Here is a 23,922-nt window from a genome sequence, read left to right as displayed (position 1 = left end):
GCATCCTACCCCCAATGACAGTTCAAGACTCCAGCGTGCTCGCGACGCTTCCCGTGCTCGGCGAAACGGCGCTCCAGACCTATCCTACGGCCACATTGTATGTAGTGGCCACCCCTATCGGCAATGTTACCGACATTACCCTGCGCTCGTTGCACGTGTTGACCCTGGTGGACGCGATCGCCTGCGAGGACACCCGCAACACGGCGCACCTGCTGCAGCGCTTCGGCATCCACAAGCCGCTGGTGGCGGCGCACATGCACAACGAGCGCGAGGCGGCCGAGGTACTGGTGCGGCGGCTGCAGGCGGGCGAGCGCATCGCGCTGGTGTCGGATGCCGGCACGCCGGGCGTCTCCGACCCGGGCGCGAAGATCGTCGACGCGGTGATCGCCGCCGGCCTGCGCGTGGTGCCGCTGCCGGGCGCCTCGGCCGCCATCACCGCGCTGTCGGCCAGCGGACTGGTGAACGACCAGTTCCACTTCGTCGGCTTCCTGCCCGCCAAGGGCAAGCAGCGCGAGACGGTGTTGAACGGCCTGCGCGGCGTGACCGCGACGCTGGTTTTCTATGAAGCACCGCACCGCATCGTCGACTGCGCCCAGGCGCTGGCCACCGCCTTCGAACCGACGCGCCAGGTGGTGTTCGCGCGCGAACTCACCAAGCTGTTCGAGGAAATCCACCGCTGCCCGCTGGCCGATGCCGCCGCCTGGCTGCAGGCCGATGCGCATCGGGAGAAGGGCGAATACGTCGTGCTGCTGGAAGGCGCGCCGGCCGCGGCGGATGCCGGCGACGCCGAAGCGGAGCGCATCCTGAACATCCTGCTGGCCGAGTGCTCCGTCAAGCAGGCCGCCAGCCTGGCGGCGCAAATCACGGGCCGCAAGAAAAACGCCCTGTACGAGCGGGCGCTGGCGCTGAAGGGCGACTGAGACTACGGCGTGTCCGGGCCGCAGTACTGGGCGAAGCCGGGCACGCCTTCCAGTCGGCGCAAGTACGCCTCGACCGCCGGCAGCGACGCATGTTCGATCGGAGTCATGCGCCAGCGGTGGGCGGACAAGGCGATGACGACGTCCGCCAGCGACACCTGCGGCCCGGTCACGTAGGCGCCGGTGCGCGCCAGCTGGGCGTCGAGGATGCGCATCTTGTCGTTCCAGTCCTGCACACTGGCTGCGACGGCCGTGCTGTCGAACTTGTCGCTGCCGCGCATCAGCGCCATGAAGGCCGGACGCCAGGCGGTGTTCAGCTCCGTGGCCTGCCAGTCCATCCATTGCTCCACGCGGGCCCGCGCCAGCGCGTCGGCCGGCAGCAGCGGGGTATCGCCCGCGCGCGTGGCGAGATAGCGGCAGATCGTGTTCGATTCCCACAGCACCGTGTCGCCGTCGCGCAGCACGGGCACCTGGGCGTTCGGATTCAAGGCCAGGAACTCCGGCACGCGCGGGTCGCGCACGCCGCTGCCCCATGGCTCCAGCTGCCATGGCAGATCCAGCAGACGGCAGGTCCACAGCACCTTGCGCACGTTGATCGAGGTTTCCTTGCCCAGTATGGTCAGCATGAGTGTCCTGTTTGGTAGGTGGTCAGAATTTGCAGCCGCTGTCCTTCTTGTCCATCAGCCAGATCAGCGGGGCCAGCAGGCCGCCCTGGCCGTTGCGGCAGTCCGGCCGGGCCGAGCGGGCGATGTTCTTGCCCAGGCGTTCGCTCTCGGTTTCCTCCAGTGCTTTTTGCCTGGCCAGCTTGTCGGCCGCCCAGTTATCCGATGTCGGCAGGTCTTTTGCCAGCGCGCGTGCGGTCGCGCGGGCGGCGTTCAGGTCCACCTGGGGCGCCCCCTGCGGTGTCGCCTCGGCGGTTGCCGTCTCGGAGGGCGGCGCGCTGACATCGGCTGGCGCGGAACGGGGCGCGGCGGTGATCGGCGCCGGGGCCGGTGCCGCGCGGCGTGGTCGCGTGGGCCGCTCCGGCGTGGGTGGCGCGGGTGCCGGCGCGGCGGCCTGCGGCGGTGCCGGTGGCGGCAGCAGGCGCACCGTCAGCAGCTGCGTCCACTGGCGCGTGTCCGGCGCGGCCTGCGTAGCGGTTGGCAGCCGCAGGTAGAACAGCAGCAGCGCGTGCAGCAGCACGGAAACGGCCAGCCCTGCGAACAGCGCATGACGGCGCGGGGCAAGGAAGGGAGACGTTGACTGCATGGCGAGAAACCGGCGTAACGAAAGGTGTCAATCTTCGCACATTGTTTATTTGGCATCCACGCTTTCGCAAAATAAATTATGGATGGGGTTGACGGGATCGGTGGCGGCCGGTATTATCTTGCTTCTTCGGAGTGTAGCGCAGCCCGGTAGCGCATCTGGTTTGGGACCAGAGGGTCCAAGGTTCGAATCCTTGTACTCCGACCAAGATTCAAAAGAAAACCCCGCGAGTTTCGGCTTGCGGGGTTTTTTTTATCCGCATCACGTGAAACACCGGTGTCAGGCACCTATCTGGGGGCCGGGAGGCCCCCAGATAGGTGCCTGACACCATGGGTTCCTAGCCAGCCCGCTTCGCCAACAGCGCATTCCCCGCCCGGCTCGCCCCCTTGCGCCCCAAGAACTGCGAAATGAACGCCCCCGCGTCCACCACGGCATCCAGGTCGATACCCGTCTCGATTCCCAGCCCGTTCATCATGTAGACCACGTCCTCGGTCGCCACGTTGCCCGTCGCACCCTTGGCATACGGGCAGCCGCCCAGGCCCGAGACCGACGAGTGGAAGATCGTGATGCCCAGTTCCAGCGCGGCATAGATATTGGCCAGCGCCTGGCCGTAGGTGTCGTGGAAGTGGCCGGACAGGCCATCGATGCGGAACTCGCCGATCGCCGCCTGCATGACCGCCTGGGCTTTGCGGGGCGTGGCCACGCCGATGGTGTCGGCGATGTCGATCTCGTCGCAGCCCAGGTCGCGCATGCGCGCCACCACGTAGGCCACCGATTCCAGCGGCACCTCGCCCTGGTACGGGCAGCCGAAGGCGGTGCTGACGCTGGCGCGCAGGCGCAGGCCGTGCTCCTTGGCCGCCTTCGCCACCGGCTCGAAACGGGTGATCGATTCGGCGATCGAGCAGTTGATGTTACGTTGCGAGAACGCTTCGGAGGCGGCACCGAAGATCACCACCTCGTGGGCACCGGCGGCCAGCGCCGCCTCGAAGCCCTGCATGTTCGGCGTCAGTGCGGAATAGATGACACCGGGCTTGCGCGCGATGCCGGCCATGACTTCGGCGCTGGTCGCCATCTGCGGCACCCACTTGGGCGACACGAACGACGCCGCCTCGATGTTGGCGAAGCCCGCCGCCGTCAACCGGTTCACCAGCTCGATCTTGACGTCGGCCGGGACGTTTTCCTTCTCGTTCTGCAGGCCGTCGCGCGGCCCCACCTCGACGATTTTTACTTTCTGCGGCAAGCTCATATCAATATCCCAAGTCCCGGTTGACGATATCGGCGCAGGGCAGCCCCTGCTCCAGTTGCATGATTTTTTCCGCCATCTGCCGCACGCTTTCGCCGCGCAGCGTCAGCGCGGCGATGTGCGGCGTGATCGTGATGCGCGGCTCCTGCCAGAACGGGTGCTGGAGCGGCAGCGGTTCGTTGCGGAACACGTCCAGCGTGGCGCCGGCGATATGGCCGCTGCGGATGAACGTCAACAGGTCCGGTTCGGACAGATGCGCGCCGCGCGCCACGTTGATCACGTAGGACCCGGGCGGCAGCTTGGCCAGGTTGGCGCGGTTCAGGATATTGCTGGTGTCCTCGGTCAGCGGCAGCACGCAGACGACGACCCTGGTGCGCTGCAGGAACGCATCCAGCCCGTCGCTACCAACGAAGCTGGTCACGCCCTCGATCTGCTTGGGATTGCGGCTCCACGCATGCAGCGGAAAGCCGAACGGCTTCAAGCACTCGAGGATGCGCTGGCCCAGCACGCCGGCGCCCATGACGCCGACGGCAAAGCTGGCCTTGTCGTGGGCGGGCAGCGGGCGCCATTCGCCCACGGCGGCCTGGTCGTCGTACTGGTCGAAGCGGCGGAAGTAGCGCAGCACCGCATGCACCACGTACTCGGCCATCTGCACGCCCATGCCGGCGTCGCCCAGGCGCACGATCGGGATGTGGCGCGGGATCGCGTCGCCATGGCGCAGGATGGCGTCGGCGCCGGCGCCCATCAGGAAGATCGCCTTCACTTCGGCCAGTTCGCGCAGCATGGTTTCCGGCGGCGCCCACACGACGGCGTAGTCGCACGGCGCCGGCTTTTCGCCTTCGGTCCACGCCACGCAGGTGGCGTCCGGCAGGTGCCGGGCGAAGTCGTCGGCCCACGGCCCGGTGTTGCCGTCGGCCCGGTACAGGAGGATACGCATGGCGCGTCCCCTGTCAGGCGGCGGCGCGGAACGCCAGCAGCGGCGCGCCGTCCGTCACCTGGTCGCCCACCGCATACAGCACCTCGTCCACCGTGCCGTCGTGCGGCGCGGCGATGGTGTGCTCCATCTTCATCGCTTCCATGATGACGAGCGGTTCGCCCTTTTTCACGTCCTGGCCCTCTTTGGCCAGCACCGCCACGACCTTGCCCGGCATCGGTGCCGTCAGGCGGCCGCCCTCGCTCTCCACCTCGCCCGCATGGGCCAGCGGGTCGTTGTAGTGCAGTGTGTGGTGGCCGCCACCGACGAACACGTGGAACGCGTCGCCATCGCGCCGCACGCAGCCCTGCACCGAGGTGTCGCCCAGCTTGATCGACAGCTCCACGGCGCCGCGCGCCATCAGGCTGACGTCCACGTCGATGCCCTTGATCGTCAGTTCCCAGCCGTGCGGCAGGTACTTGAAGCAGGGCCGGTACTCCTTGCCATGTTCGTCGGTGAACGACAGCGTGCGCACGAAGCGCGTGTTCATGCGCCAGCCCAGCGCCTGGCCCCACGGATCGCCGCTGTTGCCGCCCGACTGCGCGGCCGAGCGGTCCTTTTCTTCCTCGATCAGCGCGACGGCGGCCAGCGCCAGCGCGGCCACCGGCACCGAACGGGCCGGCGGGAACAGCGCTTCCTTGTTGCGTTCGATCAGGCCCGTGTCCAGGTCGGCGTTGGCAAACGCCTCCGACTCGACCAGGCGCTTCAGGAACGCGATGTTGGCGGCCAGACCGACGATCTGGTACTGCGCCAGCGCCTGCGCCATGCGGGCCAGGGCCTGCTTGCGATCCGCGCCCCACACGATCAGCTTGGCGATCATCGGGTCGTAGTACGGCGAGATGGCGTCGCCCTCGCGCACGCCGGAATCGACGCGCACGGCGGCCGGCTGCGTGTCGCTGCCGCCCAGTTCGAAATTGACGGCGCTTGGGGTCTCCAGGTGGCGCAAGGTGCCGATCGACGGCAGGAAGCCCTTGTCCGGGTTTTCCGCGTAGATGCGCGCCTCGATGGCGTGGCCGTGGATGCGCAGCTCGTCCTGCTGTTTCGGCAGCGGCTCGCCGGCCGCCACGCGCAGCTGCCATTCCACCAGGTCGGTCCCCGTGATCATTTCCGTGACCGGGTGTTCGACCTGCAGGCGCGTGTTCATCTCCATGAAGTAGAACGAGCCGTCCTGGTTTGCAATGAATTCGACGGTGCCGGCACCGACGTAGCCGACGGCCTTGGCGGCCGCCACGGCGGCGTCGCCCATCGCGGCGCGGCGCGCGTCCGTCATGCCCGGCGCCGGCGCTTCCTCCAGCACCTTCTGGTGGCGGCGCTGCACCGAGCAGTCGCGCTCGAACAGGTAGATGCAGTCGCCGTGCGTGTCCGCGAACACCTGGATCTCGATGTGACGCGGGCGCTGCAGGTATTTTTCGGCCAGCACCTTGTCGTCGCCGAAGGAGCTGATGGCTTCGCGCTTGCACGAGGCCAGCGCTTCTTTGAACCCCTCGGCATGTTCGACCACGCGCATGCCCTTGCCGCCGCCGCCGGCCGAGGCCTTCAGCAGCACCGGGTAGCCGATGCGGTCGGCCTGCTGCTGCAGGAAGTCCGGGTCCTGCTCGTCGCCGTGGTAGCCCGGCACCAGCGGCACCTTGGCCTGTTCCATCAAGGACTTCGCCGCCGACTTCGAGCCCATCGCGCGCATGGCCGATGCCGGCGGGCCGATGAACACCAGCCCCGCCTCGGCGCACGCTTCCGCGAACTCGGCGTTCTCGGACAGGAAGCCGTAACCCGGGTGGATCGCTTCCGCGCCGGTGGCCAGCGCGACGGCGATGATCTTGTCGCCGCACAGGTAGCTTTCCTTGGCCGGCGCCGCGCCCAGCAGCACGGCCTCGTCGCACACCGCGACGTGCTTGGCGTTGGCATCCGCTTCCGAATACACGGCAACCGTCTTGATGCCCATGCGACGGGCGGTGGCGGCCACGCGGCAGGCGATCTCGCCCCGGTTGGCGATCAGGATCTTCTTGAACATGTCTCCTCCTCCTCTGGCTCTCGGGCCTTTTTTATGGGGTCGATACGGCTCAGCAGCCGCAGGCTTCCTTCTGTACCGAATCGAGCGTGGCGGCGCGCGTCGGCAGGCCCAGTTTCTCCAGCAGGGCGCGGTCGTCGTTGGCTTCCGGGTTATCGGTGGTCAGCAGCTTGTCGCCGTAGAAGATCGAGTTGGCGCCGGCCAGGAAGCACATCGCCTGTACGGCTTCGCCCAGCTCGCGGCGGCCGGCGGACAGGCGCACGCGCGCCTTCGGCATCGTGATGCGCGCCACGGCGATCGTGCGCACGAATTCCAGCGGATCGAGGCGGTCCATGCCGTGCAGCGGCGTGCCTTCCACCTGCACCAGGTGGTTGATCGGCACCGACTCCGGGTACGGGTTCAGGTTGGCCAACTGGGCGATCAGGCCGGCGCGCTGCTCGCGCGTCTCGCCCATGCCCACGATGCCGCCGCAGCACACCTTCAGGCCGGCGTTGCGCACGTGGCCCAGCGTGTCCAGGCGGTCCTGGTATTCACGGGTGGAGATGACGTTGTTGTAAAACTCCGGCGCCGTGTCCAGGTTGTGGTTGTAGTAGTCCAGGCCCGCGGCCTTCAGGCGTTCGGCCTGCTGCTCTTCCAGCATGCCCAGCGTGGCGCAGGTTTCCAGGCCCAGCGCTTTCACCTCGCGCACCATTTCCTCGACCTTGTCCATGTCACGGTCCTTCGGGCTGCGCCAGGCGGCGCCCATGCAGAAGCGGGTGGCGCCGTTGTCCTTGGCCTGCTTGGCCGCCTCCAGCACGGTGGCCGTGTCGAGGATCTTCTTGGCCTCGACGCCGGTGTCGTAGCGCGCCGCCTGCGGGCAGTAGCCGCAGTCTTCCTCGCAGCCGCCGGTCTTGATCGACAGCAGCGTGGCCAGTTCCACGTCGCCGGCCGGGAAGTTGGCGCGATGGGCTTCCTGGGCGCGGAACATCAGTTCGTTGAATGGCAGCTCGAACAGCGCCAGCACGTCTTCGCGTGGCCAGGTGGCCGCTTCGGGCAGCTTGATGGCCGCGGTCGGGCGGTGCAGGGCGACGGTTTTCGGTTCATGCAGGGACATCGTGTTCTTCCTTAATCATTGGTTACTGCGGGTTGTTGCGGTGGGCCGGCCAGTTCGGCAGGCCCGAAAAATCGAGGTGACCGGCGCAGGCGGCCGCGGACGGTTCGCGCAGCCGCGGCACGCGGCCCAGCAGCGGCGCGGGGATGCGAGCGGCCAGCGCGGCCACGTTCTCGTCGCCGAACGCCATCTCCGGTTCCAGCGCGTTGGCGACCCAGCCGACCAGCTTCAGGCCGCGCGCGGCGATCGCTTCCACCGTCAGCAGCGCGTGGTTGATGCAGCCCAGGCGCATGCCGACGACCAGGATCACCGGCAGGTCGAGCTGCTGGGCCAGGTCGGCGGTGTCGTAGCTGTCGGTCAGCGGCACGCGGAAGCCGCCGACGCCTTCGACCACCGTCGCATCGCTGGCGGCGGCCACTTCCAGGTAGGCGGCCAGGATCGGCACCGGGTCGATCGCCACGTTTTCCAGCGCGGCGGCGATGTGCGGCGCGGCCGGTTCCTTCAGTAGGAACGGCGTCGTGATCGACTGCGGCAGGTGCACGTTGCCAGCCGCTTCCAGCTGGTCGCAGTCGTCGTTGTGCAGGCGGCCGTCGCGCAGCACGGCGCCCGCCGCGATGGGTTTCATGCCGCAAGCGCGCACGCCGCGCTGCACCAGCGCGTGCAACAGCGCGGACGAGATCAGCGTCTTGCCGATTTCCGTATCGGTGCCGGTGACGAAGCAGGCGAAGCGCGGCGGAATGCCGGCCGGCGCCGCCGCCGTTGCCGGTTCCGTGGCGACCGCCGGCGCCAAGTCCGCGACGATGCCGGTGTCAGGGGCGATCACAGGATCTTCCAGTGCCATCTCAGGTGTTCTCCAATTGATTCAGGGCGGCGATCAGCTGCGCCACCTCGGTCGCCGTGTGCGCGGCCGAGAACGTGACGCGCAGCCGTGCCGTATCGGCCGGGACGGTGGGCGGACGGATGCCGCCGACCCACAGGCCCTGCTCGTACAGGGCGGCGGCCACGCGCATCGTCTCGTCGTTGCGGCCGATGACGACCGGCTGGATCGCCGTGTCGGACGCCAGCGGCTGCCAGCGGCGCAGGCGCAGGCCATCGCGCCATTGTGCCACCAAAGCGTGCAGCTGGCCGCGACGGCGGTCGCCCTCCTCGCCCGCGATGAGGTCCAGGCTCGTCAGCAGCGCATGGGCCAGCGCCGGCGGCGCGGCCGTCGTGAAGATATAGGGCCGGGCGCGCTGGATCAGCGTCTCGATCACGGTCTTGTGGGCGGCGACAAAAGCGCCGCCGACACCGGCGGCCTTGCCCAACGTGCCCATATAGACCAGGTTGGGCGAGCGCAGCTTGAAATGCGCCAGCGCGCCACGGCCGTTCTCGCCCAGCGTGCCGAAGCCGTGCGCGTCGTCCACCACCAGCCAGGCCTCGTGCCGCTCGCACAGCGCTAGCAGCGCCGGCAGCGGTGCCAGGTCGCCATCCATCGAGAACACGCTGTCGGTGACGACGATTTTATTGGCGGCGGTGCTCTGTTCCAGCAGCGCCGCCAGCGCCTCCAGGTCCGCGTGCGGATAGACCTTGACCGTGGTGCGGGCCAGGCGGGCGCCGTCGATCAGCGAGGCATGGTTCAGCGCTTCGCTGAAGATGGCCGTGTCCTTGTCGACGTTCGCCAGTCCCGTGATGACGGCCAGGTTGGCCATATAGCCGGTGCAGAAGCTCAGGGCGCGCGGCTCGACCAGGTACGGGCCGACGAATGCCGCCAGGCGCTCCTCCAGGGCGACGTGGGCGCTGGTGTGGCCGCTGATCAGGTGCGACGCGCCGCTGCCGGCGCCATACCGCTCAGCGCCCTCCTGCAAGGCGGCGACGACGGCCGGATGGCCGGCCAGGCCCAGGTAGTCGTTGCTGCAGAAGGCCAGCATGGGCCGCCCGTCCACCGTCACGCGCGGGCCGCATGGCGTCTCGACCGTCTTGCGCACACGGATCAGGCTTTGCTCGTGCAGCTCGTGCAGGCGCGCTTCCAGTTGGTTCAGCAGTTTCATGGTTGGCTCGCGATGGTCTGGTCGAACACGGCCAGCGTACGGGCCGCGAGCAGGTCGATGTCGTCGTCCGACAGGATGTAGGGCGGCATCAGGTAGCCCGTGCCGCCGATGGGGCGCAGCAGCAGTTCCTGCTGCGTCGCGTTGGCGAAGAAGCGGCGCGAGAACGTGTTGTCGACGTCGATCGCGTCGAAGGCCCAGATCATGCCCTGCTGCCGGAAGTTTTTCACCCGCGCGTGCTCGCGCAGCGGCGCCAGCGCGGCCGTGATGCGCTCGGCCTTGGTGCGGTTGGCGGCCAGCACGTCGTCTTGCGCAAAAATGTCGAGCGTGGCCAGCGCGGCGCGGCAGGCCAGCGGATTGCCGGTGTACGAATGCGAGTGCAGGAAGCCGCGCGTCACGTCGGCGCTGTAGAAGGCCTGGTACACGTCGTCGGTGGTCAGCACGAGCGAGAGCGGCAGGTAGCCGCCGCTGATGCCTTTCGACAGCGTGACGAAGTCCGGCCAGATGCCGGCCTGCTCGCAGGCGAAGAAGGTGCCGGTGCGGCCGCAGCCGACGGCGATTTCGTCCAGGATCAGGTGCACGCCGTAGCGGTCGCACAGCGCGCGTACCAGCTGCAGGTAGAGCGGATCGTGCATCGCCATGCCGGCGGCGCACTGCACCAGCGGCTCGACGATGATGGCGGCGATCCTGTCCGCCTTCTGTTCGAACAGGCGCTCGACTTCTTGCGCGGCGCGGCGCGCCACGTCCTGCGCCGTCTCATCCGCGCGGGCCTGGCGCGCATCGGGCGACATCACCGTCTGCGCCGCGCGCAGCAGCGGGCCGTAGGCGTCCTTGAACAGCGCGACGTCCGTGACGGCCAGCGCGCCGATGGTTTCGCCGTGGTAGCTGCCCTGCAGGCAGACGAATTCCTGTTTCTCGGCGCGGCCGCGGTTGCGCCACGAGTGAAAACTCATCTTCAGCGCGATCTCGACGGCCGATGCCCCGTCCGACGCATAGAACGCGTGACCCAGGCGGTGGCCTGTCAGGGCGGCCAGCCGCTCGGACAGCTCGATGACCGGCTCGTGCGTAAAACCGGCCAGCATCGCGTGCTCCAGCTTGTCCAGCTGGTCGCGCAAGGCCGCGTTGATGCGCGGATTGGCGTGGCCGAACAGGTTGACCCACCACGAGCTGATGCCGTCCAGGTAACGGCGGCCGTCATGGTCGTACAGCCACGCGCCGCGTCCGTGGCTGACGGGGATCAGCGGCGTGGTCTCGTGGTGCTGCATTTGCGTACACGGGTGCCACACGCTGGTGAGGCTGCGGGACACCCAATCGCTGCTTTGATTCGACAACAAGAACTCCTAATCAGGCGAGCCAGGAGGGCTTGCGCTTCTCGAGGAACGAACGGACGCCTTCGCGCCCTTCGCTCGATGCGCGGATGCTGGCGATGCGCTGGGCGGTGTCCGCCACCAGCGCGTCCGTGACGGACTGGCCGGCGATGTCGCGCACCAGCGTTTTCGCCTCGCGCACGGCGTTCGGGCTGTTCGCCATCAGCGCTTTCGCGATGATGTCGACCTGGCCGTCCAGCGCGGCGGCCGTGGCCACCTCGTGCACGAAGCCGATGCGCAATGCCTCCCTGGCATTGAAACGTTCGGCGGTGAGGAAGTAGCGGCGCGCCGCGTTCTCTCCCATCGCCTTGATGACATACGGTGAAATGGTGGCCGGGATCAGGCCCAGCTTCACTTCGCTCAGGCAGAAGTGGGCTTCCTCGACGGCCACCGCGATATCGCAGGCGGCCACCAGGCCCATGCCGCCGGCGTAGCAGTCGCCCTGCACCTTCGCCACGACGGGCTTGGGGCACAGGTAGATCGCGCGCAGCATGTTCGCCAGCTGCATGGCGTCGGCGCGGTTCTCGTCGTGCGAGTAGCCGGCCATTTTCTTCATCCAGTTCAGGTCCGCGCCGGCGCAGAAGGCCGTGCCGTTCGCGGCCAGCACGATGGCGCCGATCGAGTCGACCTGGCCCAGCGCCGTGAAGGCGGCCGTCAGCTCGGCGATGGTCTGCTCGTTGAAGGCGTTGCGCACGTCCGGCCGGTCCAGCGTGACGGTGGCCAGGCGCTCGGCGATGTCGATGTTCAGGGTTTCGTAATGCATGATCGTTCCTTTACATGCGGAAGACACCGAACTTCGTGTCCGGGATCGGCGCGTTCAGCGCGGCCGACAAGCCCAGGCCGAGCACCATGCGGGTGTCGGCCGGATCGATGATGCCGTCGTCCCACAGGCGCGCGCTGGCGTAGTACGGGTGGCCCTGGTGCTCGTACTGCTCCTTGATGGGCTGCTTGAACGCCGCCTCTTCCTCCGCCGACCATTGGCCGCCCTTGGCTTCGATGCCGTCGCGCTTGACGGTGGCCAGCACGGAGGCGGCCTGTTCGCCACCCATGACGGAGATGCGCGCGTTGGGCCACATCCACAGGAAGCGCGGCGAGTAGGCGCGGCCGCACATGCCGTAGTTGCCGGCGCCGAAGCTGCCGCCGATGATGACGGTGAATTTCGGCACGGCCGCCGTGGCGACGGCCGTCACCATCTTGGCGCCGTTGCGGGCGATGCCCTCGTTCTCGTACTTGCGGCCCACCATGAAGCCGGTGATATTTTGCAGGAACACGAGCGGGATCTTGCGCTGGCAGCACAGCTCGATGAAGTGCGTGCCCTTCAAGGCGGACTCGGAGAACAGGATGCCGTTGTTGGCGATGATGCCGACCTTCATGCCGTAGATGTGGGCGAAGCCGCACACCAGCGTGGTGCCGTAGCGGGCCTTGAACTCGTCGAATTCGCTGCCGTCGACGATGCGGGCGATGACCTCGCGGATGTCGAACGGCTTGCGCGTATCGACCGGGATCACGCCGTACAGCTCTTCGGGCGCGTACTTCGGCTCGACCACTTCGCGCACCGGCGCCTGCTGCGGCTTCTGGCGGTTCAGGTTCGAGACGATGGTGCGCGCCAGCGACAGCGCATGCATGTCGTTTTGCGCCAGGTGATCGACCACGCCGGAGAGGCGCGTGTGCACGTCGCCGCCGCCCAGGTCCTCGGCGCTGACCACCTCACCGGTGGCCGCCTTCACCAGCGGCGGGCCGCCCAGGAAGATGGTGCCCTGCTCCTTGACGATGATCGACTCGTCGCTCATCGCCGGCACATAGGCGCCGCCGGCCGTGCAGGAACCCATCACGACGGCGATCTGCGGAATTCCCTTGGCCGACAGGTTGGCCTGGTTGTAGAAGATGCGGCCGAAGTGGTCGCGGTCGGGGAACACGTCGTCCTGGTTCGGCAGGTTGGCGCCGCCCGAGTCGACCAGGTAGATGCACGGCAGGTTGTTCTGCTCGGCGATCTCCTGCGCGCGCAGGTGCTTCTTGACCGTCATCGGGTAGTAGGTGCCGCCCTTGACGGTGGCGTCGTTGCAGACGATGACGCATTCCTGGCCCGCCACGCGGCCGACGCCGGTGATGATGCCGGCCGACGGCGCCGCATCAATGCCGCTGGCTTCCTTGTACATGTCGAAGGCGGCCAGCTGGGAAAATTCGAGGAAGGGGGTGCCGGGATCGAGCAGCATCTGGACGCGGTCGCGCGGCAGCAGCTTGCCGCGGGCGACGTGTTTCGCGCTGGCGGCTTCGCCGCCGCCCTGCGCGACCTTGGCCACCTTGCTGCGCAGGTCGTCGACCAGCGCCTGCATGGCGGCCGCGTTGGCCTTGAAGTCTTCGCTGCGCGAATTGAGTTTGCTTTCGATGTGCGGCATTCGGTCCCCTTTATGCTTTTTCTGGAAATTCTCCGTCCACATAGAACCAGCGCGCGGCGCCACCCAGGGCCGGGTCCGGCTCACGCAGGAAGCGGCTCACTTCATGCAGGCGCTGGCCTTTGCCGGCGACGCGGAAGCGGGCGACGAATTCGACGAAATCCTCGTCCGGGTTCGCCGGTTCTACTTTACGTTGACGTAAACGTAAAGCAGATTTTACCTCAAGTCCCAGCCACTGCAACGACTCCTCGGGGTCGATAATGCGCTCGGTCGGCCGGGTGCTGGGGTGCCACGTCGCCAGCAGATACGGCTCGTTGCCCAGCGTGTAGGCCGTATAGCGCGAGCGCATCAGCGCCTGGGCCGTGGGCGGTTGCCGGGCCGGGTCCAGCCAGCCGTCGAGAAAGGGGCCGCAGCAGGTCGCCAGCGCGGGCCCGCCGCAGGGGCAGCCGGCGGGCGGTTTCGATTTGGACATTTGCAAGTCGGACAATGTAAAGCCGACATTATCCGCCATATCGGTCGCGGGTGTCTGCGTCGGAAAAATCCGGGACAGTCCGGGAATGCAGGAAAAATGGGGTCTGTCCCCATTTTCTGGGCAACTATTTCCAGGCCAGGAAGTCGAGGGCGAACGGTGGCGCCTCGCCGCGCATCAGGTCGGCGAGGATGGAGGCGGTGCCGCAGGCGAACGTGAAGCCGAGCGGGCCGTGGCCCACGTTCAGCCACAGGTTGGCGTGGCGGGTGCGGCCCAGCAGCGGGGCACTGTTCGGCGTGGCCGGGCGCAGGCCGGCCCAGGCTTCCACCTGCGTGTAGTCGGCCGCCTTGGGCAGCGATTCGCGCGCCAGGCGCGTCAGGCCGGTCACGCGGCGGGCGTCCAGCGCCGGGTCGTCGCCCACCAGGTCCACCATCGCGGCCACGCGCAGCTGGTCGCCGATGCGGGCGTATAAGGTCTTGCGCTCGAAATCGGTGACGCTGATGGCGGGCGCCACGTCGCCGGGGCGGATCGGCGCCGTCAGGCTGTAGCCTTTCAAGGGATACAGCGGCAGGCCGATGCCGGCGCTGGCCGCCAGGTCGCGGCTGTGGATGCCGGCCGCCAGCACGTACTGGTCGGCCTGCAGCCAGCCTTCATCCGTCTCCACGCCGGCGATGTGGCCGTCCTCCACGAACAGGCTGGTGGCACGCCCGTGCACGATGCCCTCGAAACGGGGATGCTCGCGCAGCCGCGCGGCCAGCGCCACGCAGAAGGCATGGCAGTCGGCCACTGCCTCGCCCGCGTTATAGATGCCGCCGGCCAGTTGCGGCGCCAGCTGCGCCAACGCCGGCTCCAGTCGCGCCATCTCGGCCGCGCTGACGACACGGCGCGCGTTGCCGGGATCGGGGCGCGCCACGACCGCGTCGAACAGCGTCCGGCTGCGATACACGACCAGCTTGCCGGCCTCGCGCCAGCCGAATTCGGATAACGGCACGTGCACGGCCAGCTGCGCCATCCTGCGCCGGCTCAGTTCACCCAGCTCCAGCAGTTTCGACGTCGTGCGCCGGTTGCTGGTGGCATTGCAGTTGGCCAGGAAGGCCGCCAGCCAGCGCCATTGGCGCCAGTCCGCCTCCGGGCGGAAGCGCAGCGGTCCATCCGCCTGGAACAGCCACCGCAAGGCTTTCAGCGGCACGCCGGCATCGGCCAGCGGCGATACATACCGGTAGCTCAGTTGCCCGCCATTGCGGTAGCTGGCGCCCAGCCCGACATCCGGCGCGCGTTCCAGCAAGGTGACGCGAAAGCCCGCCTCCATCAGCCACCAGGCGCTGGTCAGGCCGACCACGCCGCCGCCGATGACCAGCGCGTGCTGGCTGGAAGAATGAATGGTTTCAAACATGGTGGACGAGCTTACGCGCTACCGGTGCAACGCTGCCAATGAATGCTGATGGGCGAGGCATAACCTGCGGTGATGCACGACAGCGCGACAATTTCGCGACATTTGCTTACGAAATCCGCCAATACCCGGCAGTGGATATTTTTACAATAGTCACCCCATTGCCCGAGAGCCGCCATGCCCCGCCTGCCATTACCTGTCGCGCCGCCGTTGTCCGGCGCGCCGTGCGCCCGATGAGTGGCCAGCCGGCCGCGGTCGCGCTGCACCCGAACGGCGATCGCACCAGCGTGCATGTCGACGGTGCCACCGTGCGCCTGATCCGGCTCGACGGCCGCGGCACCCGCTTGGGCCACGCCGCGCTGCACACCAGCGCCGTGCCGGGCGAACTGGTGACAACCATGGCCACCGCCCTGGCCCTGCCGGCGCCCGGTGGCGCACTGCTGCGCGTGGCCGGCGACACGGTGACCGTGATCGTGCGCACGCCACCCGGCGACATGCTGGTCTGCCGCCTGCGCTACCGCACGCGGCAGGGTTATCGGCTGCTGCGACGCACGCTGGTACGCGTGCCGCAGACCCGCGCATGAGCCGCCGTTATACAGGCCGCGTCAATTTTCATTTGCAGCTTTTGACAGGTCGTTCTGCAACGCCGGTACACTACCACCTCCAGGAGAAGGGTAATGACCGTGCAAGACCAGCAAGACACCACCGACAATTCACCGCTGTACATGCAGATCGCGCGCAAGCTGACCGACGACGTGCGGGCCGGCCGCTACCAGGTCGACCAGGCCTTACCCTCGGAACGCACGCTGTCCGAGTTGCTGAACGTCTCGCGTGTGACGGCGCGCAAGGCCATCGACCAGCTGGTCGAGCAGGGCCTGGTGGTGCGCCGGCGCGGTTCCGGCAACTACATCGCGCCGCGCATCGAGCAGCCGCTGTCGAACCTGTCCAGCTTTTCCGAGCAGCTGCAGCAGCGCGGCTACAAGCCCGGTTCGCGCTGGCTGAAGCGCGAGATCGTCACGGCCAGCGCCGATGAGCAGATGAGCCTGGGGCTGTCGCCGCACAGCAAGGTGGCCCGGCTGGAGCGCCTGCGCCTGGCCGACGACGTGGCGATGGCCTACGAGGTCAGCGTGCTGCCCTACAGCGTGGTACCGCAGCCGGAGGCCGTCGGCGATTCGCTGTACCAGTTTCTGGAAAAGAGCGGCAAAGCGCCGGTGCGCGCCCTGCAGCACATCCGCGCGATGAATGCGTCGGCCGAGCTGGCGCGCCAGCTGGACGTGCCGGAAGGGCAGGCCGTGCTGTTCATCACCCGCATCGCCTACCTGGCCTCGGGCGAAGCGGTGGAGCTGACGCACTCGTACTGCCGCAGCGATCACTACGACTTTGTGGCGGAAATGCGGCGCGGCTGACCTGGCATAACTTGCAGGAATGCCCCGCACAGTACGTTTCATACGCAAGCATGGGGGTTCCGGTATTACACTGAATCCGTATCAACGGATGAAGATGCCGATGCTGAAAACCGAAACCCCCAGTCCACAACATCCGTTGCTGGACCAGTACCCCGTGCCGGAATTGGTGGCCGCATTTGTCGACGACCAGTTCAATGCCGTGCAGGCCGTGCGCAACGCCGTGCCCCGCATCGCTCGCGCCGTCGAGGCGGCCGTGCCGCGCATCGAGGCGGGCGGACGGCTGCTGTACGTGGGTGCCGGCACCTCGGGCCGGCTCGGGGTGCTGGACAGCGTCGAGCTGTACCCGACCTTCTCCTGGCCGCACGAACGCGCCGTCGCGCTGCTGGCCGGCGGCCAGAGCGCCATGTTCGTCGCCGTGGAGGGCGCCGAGGACGACTACGACCAGGGCGGGCGCGACATGGGTGCCGCGCAGCCGGGCGAGCGCGACGTGGTGCTGCTGCTGGCGGCGTCCGGCGCCACGCCCTACGTGCTGGGCGCGCTGCACACGGCCCGCAAGGCGGGCGCCCTGACGATCGGCATCGCCAACAACGCCGGCTCGCCGCTGGCAAACGAGGCGGCGATCGGCATCACGCTGGACACCGGGTCCGAGATCATCTCCGGCAGCACGCGCCTGAAAGCGGGAACGTCGCAGAAAATCGCGCTGAACACCATTTCCAGCGCCATCATGGTGCGCCTGCACAAGGTGTATGGAAACTTGATGGTAGACTTGAAACCCACCAACGCCAAGCTGTACGCGCGCGCGTTGCGCCTGACGATGCATGCGACGGGCGCGGACGAAGCGGCGGCCCGCGCCACGCTGGAGGCGTGTGGCCATCATGTCAAGGTGGCGATCGTCGCCCTGCGGCGTCAGGTGCCGGTGGAGCAGGCGGCGGCGCTGCTGGCGCGTGCCGGTGGCAGCCTGCGCGCGGCCGTGGACGGATAAGCCGCGGCGGGGCCGCGCGCATCCCGCGGCAACGATAACGAGACAAGGATGTGATGGACGCAGCAATCAAGGGTGCCGCCACGGCGGCACCGCGCAACCCCTGGGCCTGGATTCCCACCCTGTACTTCGGCCAGGGCATACCCTACTTCACGGCGATGACCCTGGCGCTGGTGATGTACAAGAACACCGGCTTTTCCAACGCCGACATCGCCTTCTATACTTCCTGGTTGTACCTGCCCTGGGTGATCAAGCCGCTGTGGGCGCCCGTCGTCGACATGTTCGGCACCAAGCGGCGCTGGGTCGTCACGCTGCAGACCGCGATCGCCGTCGCCTTCGCCCTGGTCGCGTTCACGACGCACCTGCCCGCATTCTTCCAGGCCAGCCTGGCGGTGCTGTGGCTGATGGCGTTCAGTTCCGCCACGCACGACATCGCGGCCGACGGCTTTTACATGCTGGCGCTGGCGCAGAAGCAGCAGGCCGCGTTTGTCGGCGTGCGCAGCACCTTCTACCGCCTCGCCAACATCACGGGGCAGGGCGTGCTGGTGGCCCTGTCCGGCTTCCTGATCCGCCAGACCGGCGACGCCCATCTCGCCTGGGCCATCATCTTCGCGCTGCTGGCCAGTGTCTTTGCCGTGCTGGCCGTGTACCACTTGTTCGTACTGCCGCACCCGGCCACCGATGGCCCGGTGCGCTCGTCCGGCGGCGGCGCCGGCGAGTTCTTCGCCACCTTCGTGTCGTTCTTCCGCAAGAAGGGCATCGTCACCATTCTCGGCTTCCTGCTGCTGTTTCGCCTGGGCGAGTCGCAGTTGCTGAAAATGGTGGTGCCGTTCTTACTGGATCCGGCCGAGAAGGGCGGCCTGGGGCTGGACAATACCCAGGTCGGCATCGTCTACGGCACCGTCGGCGTCATCGCGCTGACGGTGGGGGGCCTGCTGGGCGGCGTCCTGATTTCCCGCTATGGCCTGAAACGCTGCCTGTGGCCGATGGCGCTGATCATCCACGCGCCGGACCTGGTGTTCGTCTACCTGTCCACGGCGCTGCCGGACAATATCCTCGTCATCGCCGTGGCGATGGCGGTCGAGCAGTTCGGCTACGGCCTCGGTTTTACCTCGTACATGATGTTCATGATCATGGTGGCGGACGGCGAGCACAAGACGGCCCACTACGCCATCTGCACCGGCTTCATGGCCCTCGGGATGATGGTGCCGCAGATGGCCAGCGGCTATCTGCAGCAGTGGCTGGGCTACCAGCATTTCTTCATCTGGGTCTGCCTGGCCACGATCCCGGCCTTCATCATGACGGCGCTGATCAAGGTCGATCCGGCGTTCGGACGCGAATAGGGCAGGGGTGGGGTAAAGGCAGCGATTACAATACCGCGCTGCGCCAGCGGGCGCGGTTTGATACGACGAGGTATGGTTTTGGCTTTCAATGCGAAAAAGCGGCTGACCCTGGCCGCGGGTGCCGCCGGCGGGCTGGCGGCGATTCTGGCGGCATGCACGACGACGCCGCCGCGGCCCGGTCCCGGCGCGGCCGGCGTGCCCGTGGTCAGCCACGAGCCGCCCCACTTCACGGGCGAGCAGCCGCCGCCGGCGCCGCGCGAGTTCCGCGCCGCCTGGGTCTCCACGGTCGCCAATATCGACTGGCCCAGCCGCAGCAACCTGCCGCCGGCGAAGCAGCAGGCCGAGGCGCTGGCGATCCTGGACCGCGCCAAGGCCCTGAACCTGAACGCCATCGTGCTGCAGGTGCGCCCCAGCGCGGACGCGATCTATCCGTCTCCCCTGGAGCCATGGTCGGAATACCTGACCGGCAAGCAGGGCAAGGAGCCGCAACCGGCGTGGGACCCGTTGCAGTTCTGGGTGGCGCAGGCGCACCTGCGTGGCCTGGAGCTGCACGCGTGGTTCAATCCCTACCGCGCGCGCCACTCGGCGGCCCGTTCGCCGCTGGCGAAGGAACATATCGCCAATACCCAACCGCAGGCCGTAAAAAAATACGGCAAATACCTGTGGATGGACCCGGGCGAGGAAGCGGCGTCGCGCCACACCCTGGAGGTCATCCTCGACGTGGTGCGCCGCTACGACATCGACGGCGTGCATATCGACGATTATTTCTATCCGTATCCGATCGAGGCGCCCAGCGCCACCGGCGCGGAAGCCGCCGCGCTGGACGTGCCGGCCTGGCAGAAGCCGGAAGTGGAGTTCCCCGACCAGCCTTCGTGGCAGCGTTATGTGCAGGGCGGCGGCAAACTGGATCGCCCCAGCTGGCGGCGCCAGAACGTCGATAAGCTGATCGAAGCCATCTACACCGGCATTCACCGCGAAAAGGCCTGGGTCAAGTTCGGCATCAGCCCGTTCGGCATCGGCCGGCCGGACCGCCGCCCGCCCGGCATCGCCGGCTTCTCGCAGTACGACAAGCTGTATGCGGACGCCGAGACCTGGCTGCAGAAGGGCTGGCTCGACTACCTGGCGCCGCAGCTGTACTGGCCGATCGCGCAGGCGCCGCAGGCCTTCCCGGTGTTGCTGGATTACTGGCTGGCGCAGAACACCCATGCGCGCCATGTCTGGCCCGGCATCTTCACCAGCAAGACGGCGGACGGCAGCACGAAGCCGTTCAGCGCCGACGAGATCGTGCAGCAGATCGACGTGACGCGCATGCGCCCCACCGTCAACGGCCACGTGCACTTCAGCATGGCGGCACTGATGCAGAACCGCGCGGGCCTGGCCGACAAGCTCAAACGCAACAGTTACCAGAGCGCCGCGTTGATTCCCGCCTCGCCTTGGCTGGGCGACCAGGCGCCGCCGGCGCCGACGGTGGCCCTGAAGCGTGGCGCCAACGGCCTGACCGTCAGCCTGACCACGCCGAAGAACGCCGTGCAGTACGCGATCTGGGCCCGCTACGGCGACGAATGGCGCTTCACGACGGCCGCGGCCAGCCGTGGCGAAGTGGTGCTGGCCGACGATGGCGGCGTGCCCGCCCGCTCCGTCGTCGTCACGGCGGTGGACCGGCTGGGCAACGAGAGCCCGCGCGCCAGCGCCAGGCTGTAGCATGATGACAACCTGACGCCGGCAGCCGCCGGCGATTGGCCGTACACTCGACGATTATGGACCGTTCCGCTTCCGACCTGGGCCTGGGCATCGACGCCGGCGGCACCGAAACCCGCTGGGCACTGGCACGGCCGGACGGCGGCATCGTCGCCGCCGGCCACGTGGCCGGCATGTCGGCACTGCAGATGGCCAGCCCGGCCGGGCGCGAGCGGTTGCAGGCCGTGTTTGCCGCACTGGCGGCGCAGGTGCTGGCCCATGGCCGGCCTGCGCGCATCTGCGCCGGGCTGACCGGCTTTGGCGGCGACAGCGCCGTGCTGACGGACTGGCTGGCGCAACTGCTGGACGTGGCGGGCGATGCCATCAGCCTGTGCAACGACATCGAAATCGCCTACCTGGACAGTTTCGCGCCCGGCGCCGGCTACCTCGTCTATGCGGGCACGGGCTCGATCGCCGCCTACATCGACCCGGACGGCACCTTGCACCGGGCCGGCGGCCGTGGCGTCGTGCTCGACGATGGCGGCGGCGGTTTCTGGATCGCGCGCGAGGCGATGCGCCTGATCTGGCGGCGCGAGGACGAAACGCCGGGCGCCTGGCAGCATTCGGCACTGGCCCGTGCCGTGTTCGAGCACGTGGGCGGCAGCGACTGGTCGTATTCGCGCCAGTTCATCTACGGGCGCGAGCGCGGCGAGATCGGCCAGCTGGCCCTCGCCGTGGCGCGCAGCGCCGACGTGGACGAAGAGGCCCGCGCCATCCTGCAAGGCGCCGGCATGGAACTGGCGCGGCTGGCGCGCGCCCTGGTCGCGCGCTTCGGACCACGTCCCATCGTGCTGGCCGGCCGTGCCGCCGCGCTGCATCCGCTGATTCACGAAACGATGCGCGCAGCCGTGCCTGACCCGCAGGCGCTGACGCATCGCACCGCCCAACCCCATTCTCGCCGCGGCCCGTCTGGCGGCCCGGCCCACCACTGATTGACACCGATGATGAAACGACTGCCCTTTGCTTCCACCCTTGCCGTGCTGGCGCTGCTGGCCGGTTGCGCGACGGCGCCACCGCCGGGCGGGCCAACGATCGACCGCAGCCTGGTCTCGAAAGGCCAGAACAGCCGCGTACGCTTCGTCGTGCTGCACTACACGGTCGCGGATGTGCAGCGCTCGATCATGCTGCTGACGGAGAAGGAGGTGTCGGCGCACTACCTGCTGACCGATGGCGCGACGCCGAAGATCTACGGCCTGGTGGACGAGAAGAATTCGGCCTGGCACGCCGGCCTGTCCAGCTGGAAGAACTACACGAACCTGAACAACAGCTCGATCGGCATCGAGATCGTCAATCCCGGTTTCACGGAAACGCCGGACGGCAAGCGCACCTATTACCCGTTCCCGCAGGCGCAGATCGACCTGCTGGTTCCGCTGTTGAAGGATATCGTCGCCCGTCACCAGGTGGCGCCGGAGAACATCCTGGGCCACTCCGACATCGCGCCGCAGCGCAAGCAGGACCCGGGCCCGCTGTTCCCGTGGAAGCAGCTGGCGGACGCAGGCCTGGTGGCGTGGCCGGAGGCCAGCCTGGTGGCGGCGATGCGCACCAAGTACGAGAACAACGTCCCCGATGCGGTATGGTTCCAGAAGCGCCTGGCGCAGCACGGCTACGCGGTGCCGCAGACGGGCGTGTTCGACCAGGCCACGCACAACGTGCTGGTGGCGTTCCAGACCAAGTACCGCCAAGCCAACTTCGACGGCGTGCCGGACGCGGAAAGCGCCGCGATCCTGGACGTGCTGACGGCACCGAAACCGAAGATCGCGCAGCCGGCGCCAGCGCCGGCCACTGCGGCCGCGCAGTAGCGGAAGGACTGCCATGCGGCTGCGTCATATCGAGGTGTTCCACGCGATCATGCAGGTCGGCACCATCAGCGGCGCGGCCCAGGTCCTGCACATCTCGCAGCCCGCCGTCACCAAGGTGCTGCAGCATTGCGAGCTGCAGCTGGGCATGCCGCTGTTCGAACGGGTGCGCGGCAAGCTGTATCCGACGCCGGAAGCGCACCGCCTCTTTGCTGAAACGGAGAAGCTGCACCGCGACCTGCAGGGCATCCGCCGCCTCGCCGCGAGCCTGAAGACAGGCGCGCTCGAAACGATCCGGCTGGTCTGCACGCCAACGATCGCCGGCAGCGTGCTGCCGCCCGCGATGAACCGCTGGCGCCGCGCGTTTCCGGACACGCGCTGCGAGCTGGCGACGCACCACACCAGCGAAATTGTCAACATGCTGCGCCTGGGCGAAGCGGACCTGGCGCTGTCGCTGCAGGACCCGCGCCATCCCGGCATCGTGGCCGAGCCGCTGGCGCAGGGTGTGATGACCGTCATCGCGCCTGCCGGTACGTGGACCGTCGAGGAGCTGGCGACGCCGCTGTCGCCGTCCGGCCTGCAGGCAGAACTGGTGGGCTATGCCGACAACGACCCGCTGGGCGAATTGCTGCTGGCCGCCTGCGAGGCGCAAGACGTGCATCCGGTGTTCCGCACCGTGGTGCAAACCTACCAGATCGCGCGCTCGCTGGTGGAGGCGGGCGGCGGCATGGCCGTCGTCGATCCGTTCACGGCCGCCGCCGCGCAGCCGGGCCGCATACAGCGTCGGCCACTGGCACCGGCCATTCCAATCCGGCTGTACCTGCTGACCGCCGGCCACGCGCCGCTGTCGCATGGCGCGCGCCAGCTGGCCGATGCCATCGGCGCGGCGGCGCTGGCCTGCCTGGACACGCCATCATGACCACGCGCACCCTGACCAGCGAACAGGTGCCGGCTTGTCCCGAGTTCCGCCACCTGTCGACGATCGCCGGCATCGCCGTCGACCTGCGCTACGCCAGCCGCGACAACTTCGTCGGGCGCGACCTGTACTCGCCGCTCGACTGCGCCTGGCTGCACCGCGACGCGGCCGCCGCCATCGAACGCGCCGTAGCCTGGCTGGCGGCCGCGCGGCCCGGCCATACGCTGCTGATCCTGGACGCGCTGCGCCCGCACCGCGTGCAGGAACAGCTGTGGGACGCGCTGGCGGGCACCGACCTGCGCATGTACCTGGCCGACCCGATCCGCGGCTCCATTCACTCGTACGGCATGGCGGTGGACGTGACGATCCTCGATGAGGCCGGGCGCGAGCTGGACATGGGCACCGGCTTCGACGACATGAGCGAGCGCTCGCATCCGGTGCTGGAAGCGGAAATGCTGGCGCGCGGCGAATTGACGGCGCGGCAGGTCGCCAACCGGCAGTTGCTGCGCGATGCGATGTTCGGTGCCGGCTTTGTCGGCATTAACAGCGAGTGGTGGCACTTCGATTGCGGCGACCGGGTGGCGGTGCGGGCAGGGTTTATTCGGGTATTGTAAGGAGCAGACCCGAAG

The 23,922-nt window shown here is 68.1% G+C and carries 23 protein-coding genes and 1 tRNA gene; 11 read left to right on the top strand and 13 right to left on the bottom strand.

What is annotated here, in order from left to right; all coding sequences use genetic code 11:
* The first annotated feature begins 14 nt into the window (after positions 1-14).
* Complete coding sequence (gene rsmI / locus E7V67_026635; protein ID WUR13221.1) at positions 15-920, top strand: 16S rRNA (cytidine(1402)-2'-O)-methyltransferase; 906 nt, start codon at positions 15-17, stop codon at positions 918-920.
* A 2-nt stretch (positions 921-922) separates the two neighbouring features.
* Here the strand turns inward: rsmI and E7V67_026630 are convergent, their stop codons facing one another.
* Together E7V67_026630 and E7V67_026625 are read right to left on the bottom strand one after the other, a co-directional pair.
* Positions 923-1,543 (bottom strand): glutathione S-transferase family protein, encoded by a 621-nt coding sequence (locus tag E7V67_026630; GenBank protein ID WUR13220.1) that lies wholly within the window; start codon positions 1,541-1,543, stop codon positions 923-925.
* 22 nt (positions 1,544-1,565) lie between these two features.
* On the bottom strand, positions 1,566-2,165 hold the full coding sequence (locus tag E7V67_026625) for a hypothetical protein (protein ID WUR13219.1): 600 nt from the start codon (positions 2,163-2,165) through the stop codon (positions 1,566-1,568).
* Positions 2,166-2,292: 127 nt separating this feature from the next.
* Between E7V67_026625 and E7V67_026620 the strand changes: the two genes are divergently transcribed.
* Positions 2,293-2,369 (top strand) — tRNA-Pro (locus tag E7V67_026620).
* Positions 2,370-2,499: 130 nt separating this feature from the next.
* Here E7V67_026620 and E7V67_026615 read toward each other — a convergent pair.
* The 11 genes from E7V67_026615 to E7V67_026565 all read right to left on the bottom strand — a co-directional run bounded on the left by E7V67_026615 (position 2,500) and on the right by E7V67_026565 (position 15,119).
* The gene (locus E7V67_026615; protein WUR13218.1) at positions 2,500-3,408 is read right to left on the bottom strand and encodes a hydroxymethylglutaryl-CoA lyase; all 909 of its coding nucleotides are present in this window, start codon (positions 3,406-3,408) and stop codon (positions 2,500-2,502) included.
* Between the two features lies 1 nt (position 3,409).
* Entirely contained in the window at positions 3,410-4,342 is a 933-nt protein-coding gene (locus E7V67_026610) for a glyoxylate/hydroxypyruvate reductase A (GenBank protein WUR13217.1), read from the bottom strand.
* Positions 4,343-4,355: 13 nt separating this feature from the next.
* Positions 4,356-6,386 (bottom strand): acetyl/propionyl/methylcrotonyl-CoA carboxylase subunit alpha, encoded by a 2,031-nt coding sequence (locus E7V67_026605; GenBank protein WUR13216.1) that lies wholly within the window; start codon positions 6,384-6,386, stop codon positions 4,356-4,358.
* 49 nt (positions 6,387-6,435) lie between these two features.
* A complete protein-coding gene (gene bioB / locus E7V67_026600; protein WUR13215.1) occupies positions 6,436-7,476 on the bottom strand; it encodes a biotin synthase BioB in 1,041 nt (346 codons plus the stop codon).
* Between the two features lie 22 nt (positions 7,477-7,498).
* Positions 7,499-8,314, bottom strand: a complete 816-nt coding sequence (gene bioD, locus E7V67_026595) for a dethiobiotin synthase (protein ID WUR13214.1) — start codon at positions 8,312-8,314, stop codon at positions 7,499-7,501.
* Between the two features lies 1 nt (position 8,315).
* Entirely contained in the window at positions 8,316-9,500 is a 1,185-nt protein-coding gene (bioF, locus tag E7V67_026590) for an 8-amino-7-oxononanoate synthase (protein ID WUR13213.1), read from the bottom strand.
* A complete protein-coding gene (bioA, locus tag E7V67_026585; GenBank protein ID WUR13212.1) occupies positions 9,497-10,831 on the bottom strand; it encodes an adenosylmethionine--8-amino-7-oxononanoate transaminase in 1,335 nt (444 codons plus the stop codon). Before bioA ends, bioF begins: the two co-directional genes overlap by 4 nt.
* Before the next feature lie 10 nt (positions 10,832-10,841).
* Positions 10,842-11,627 (bottom strand): enoyl-CoA hydratase/isomerase family protein, encoded by a 786-nt coding sequence (locus E7V67_026580; GenBank protein WUR13211.1) that lies wholly within the window; start codon positions 11,625-11,627, stop codon positions 10,842-10,844.
* A gap of 10 nt (positions 11,628-11,637) precedes the next feature.
* A complete protein-coding gene (locus tag E7V67_026575; GenBank protein ID WUR13210.1) occupies positions 11,638-13,260 on the bottom strand; it encodes a carboxyl transferase domain-containing protein in 1,623 nt (540 codons plus the stop codon).
* A 10-nt stretch (positions 13,261-13,270) separates the two neighbouring features.
* Positions 13,271-13,729 carry a YchJ family metal-binding protein gene (locus tag E7V67_026570; protein WUR13209.1) on the bottom strand — a complete coding sequence of 153 codons (459 nt, stop codon included), beginning with the start codon at positions 13,727-13,729 and terminating at the stop codon, positions 13,271-13,273.
* A gap of 124 nt (positions 13,730-13,853) precedes the next feature.
* Positions 13,854-15,119 (bottom strand): D-amino acid dehydrogenase, encoded by a 1,266-nt coding sequence (locus E7V67_026565; protein ID WUR13208.1) that lies wholly within the window; start codon positions 15,117-15,119, stop codon positions 13,854-13,856.
* A gap of 230 nt (positions 15,120-15,349) precedes the next feature.
* On the opposite strand from E7V67_026565, the gene E7V67_026560 reads away from it, so the two are divergent.
* From E7V67_026560 to E7V67_026520, 9 genes are all read left to right on the top strand, one after another.
* The gene (locus E7V67_026560) at positions 15,350-15,700 is read left to right on the top strand and encodes a hypothetical protein (GenBank protein ID WUR13207.1); all 351 of its coding nucleotides are present in this window, start codon (positions 15,350-15,352) and stop codon (positions 15,698-15,700) included.
* A 93-nt stretch (positions 15,701-15,793) separates the two neighbouring features.
* Positions 15,794-16,522: a GntR family transcriptional regulator gene (locus E7V67_026555; protein WUR13206.1), complete on the top strand. Its 729-nt coding sequence runs from the start codon at positions 15,794-15,796 to the stop codon at positions 16,520-16,522.
* A gap of 100 nt (positions 16,523-16,622) precedes the next feature.
* On the top strand, positions 16,623-17,504 hold the full coding sequence (locus E7V67_026550) for an N-acetylmuramic acid 6-phosphate etherase (protein WUR13205.1): 882 nt from the start codon (positions 16,623-16,625) through the stop codon (positions 17,502-17,504).
* 53 nt (positions 17,505-17,557) lie between these two features.
* Positions 17,558-18,844, top strand: a complete 1,287-nt coding sequence (locus E7V67_026545; protein ID WUR13204.1) for an MFS transporter — start codon at positions 17,558-17,560, stop codon at positions 18,842-18,844.
* Between the two features lie 72 nt (positions 18,845-18,916).
* Positions 18,917-20,545: a family 10 glycosylhydrolase gene (locus E7V67_026540; GenBank protein WUR13203.1), complete on the top strand. Its 1,629-nt coding sequence runs from the start codon at positions 18,917-18,919 to the stop codon at positions 20,543-20,545.
* Between the two features lie 56 nt (positions 20,546-20,601).
* Positions 20,602-21,513 (top strand): BadF/BadG/BcrA/BcrD ATPase family protein, encoded by a 912-nt coding sequence (locus E7V67_026535; GenBank protein WUR13202.1) that lies wholly within the window; start codon positions 20,602-20,604, stop codon positions 21,511-21,513.
* 12 nt (positions 21,514-21,525) lie between these two features.
* Positions 21,526-22,380, top strand: coding sequence for an N-acetylmuramoyl-L-alanine amidase (locus E7V67_026530; GenBank protein ID WUR16351.1), 855 nt, complete (start codon positions 21,526-21,528; stop codon positions 22,378-22,380).
* 13 nt (positions 22,381-22,393) lie between these two features.
* Positions 22,394-23,296 carry a LysR substrate-binding domain-containing protein gene (locus E7V67_026525; protein ID WUR13201.1) on the top strand — a complete coding sequence of 301 codons (903 nt, stop codon included), beginning with the start codon at positions 22,394-22,396 and terminating at the stop codon, positions 23,294-23,296.
* Entirely contained in the window at positions 23,293-23,907 is a 615-nt protein-coding gene (locus tag E7V67_026520) for a M15 family metallopeptidase (protein ID WUR13200.1), read from the top strand. The genes E7V67_026525 and E7V67_026520 overlap by 4 nt, the downstream gene beginning before the upstream one ends.
* The last annotated feature ends 15 nt before the right edge of the window (positions 23,908-23,922 follow it).

The organism is [Empedobacter] haloabium, assembly GCA_008011715.2.
GTDB classification, from domain to species: domain Bacteria; phylum Pseudomonadota; class Gammaproteobacteria; order Burkholderiales; family Burkholderiaceae_D; genus Rugamonas; species Rugamonas haloabia.
This window is presented reverse-complemented; position numbering and strand designations above follow the sequence as displayed.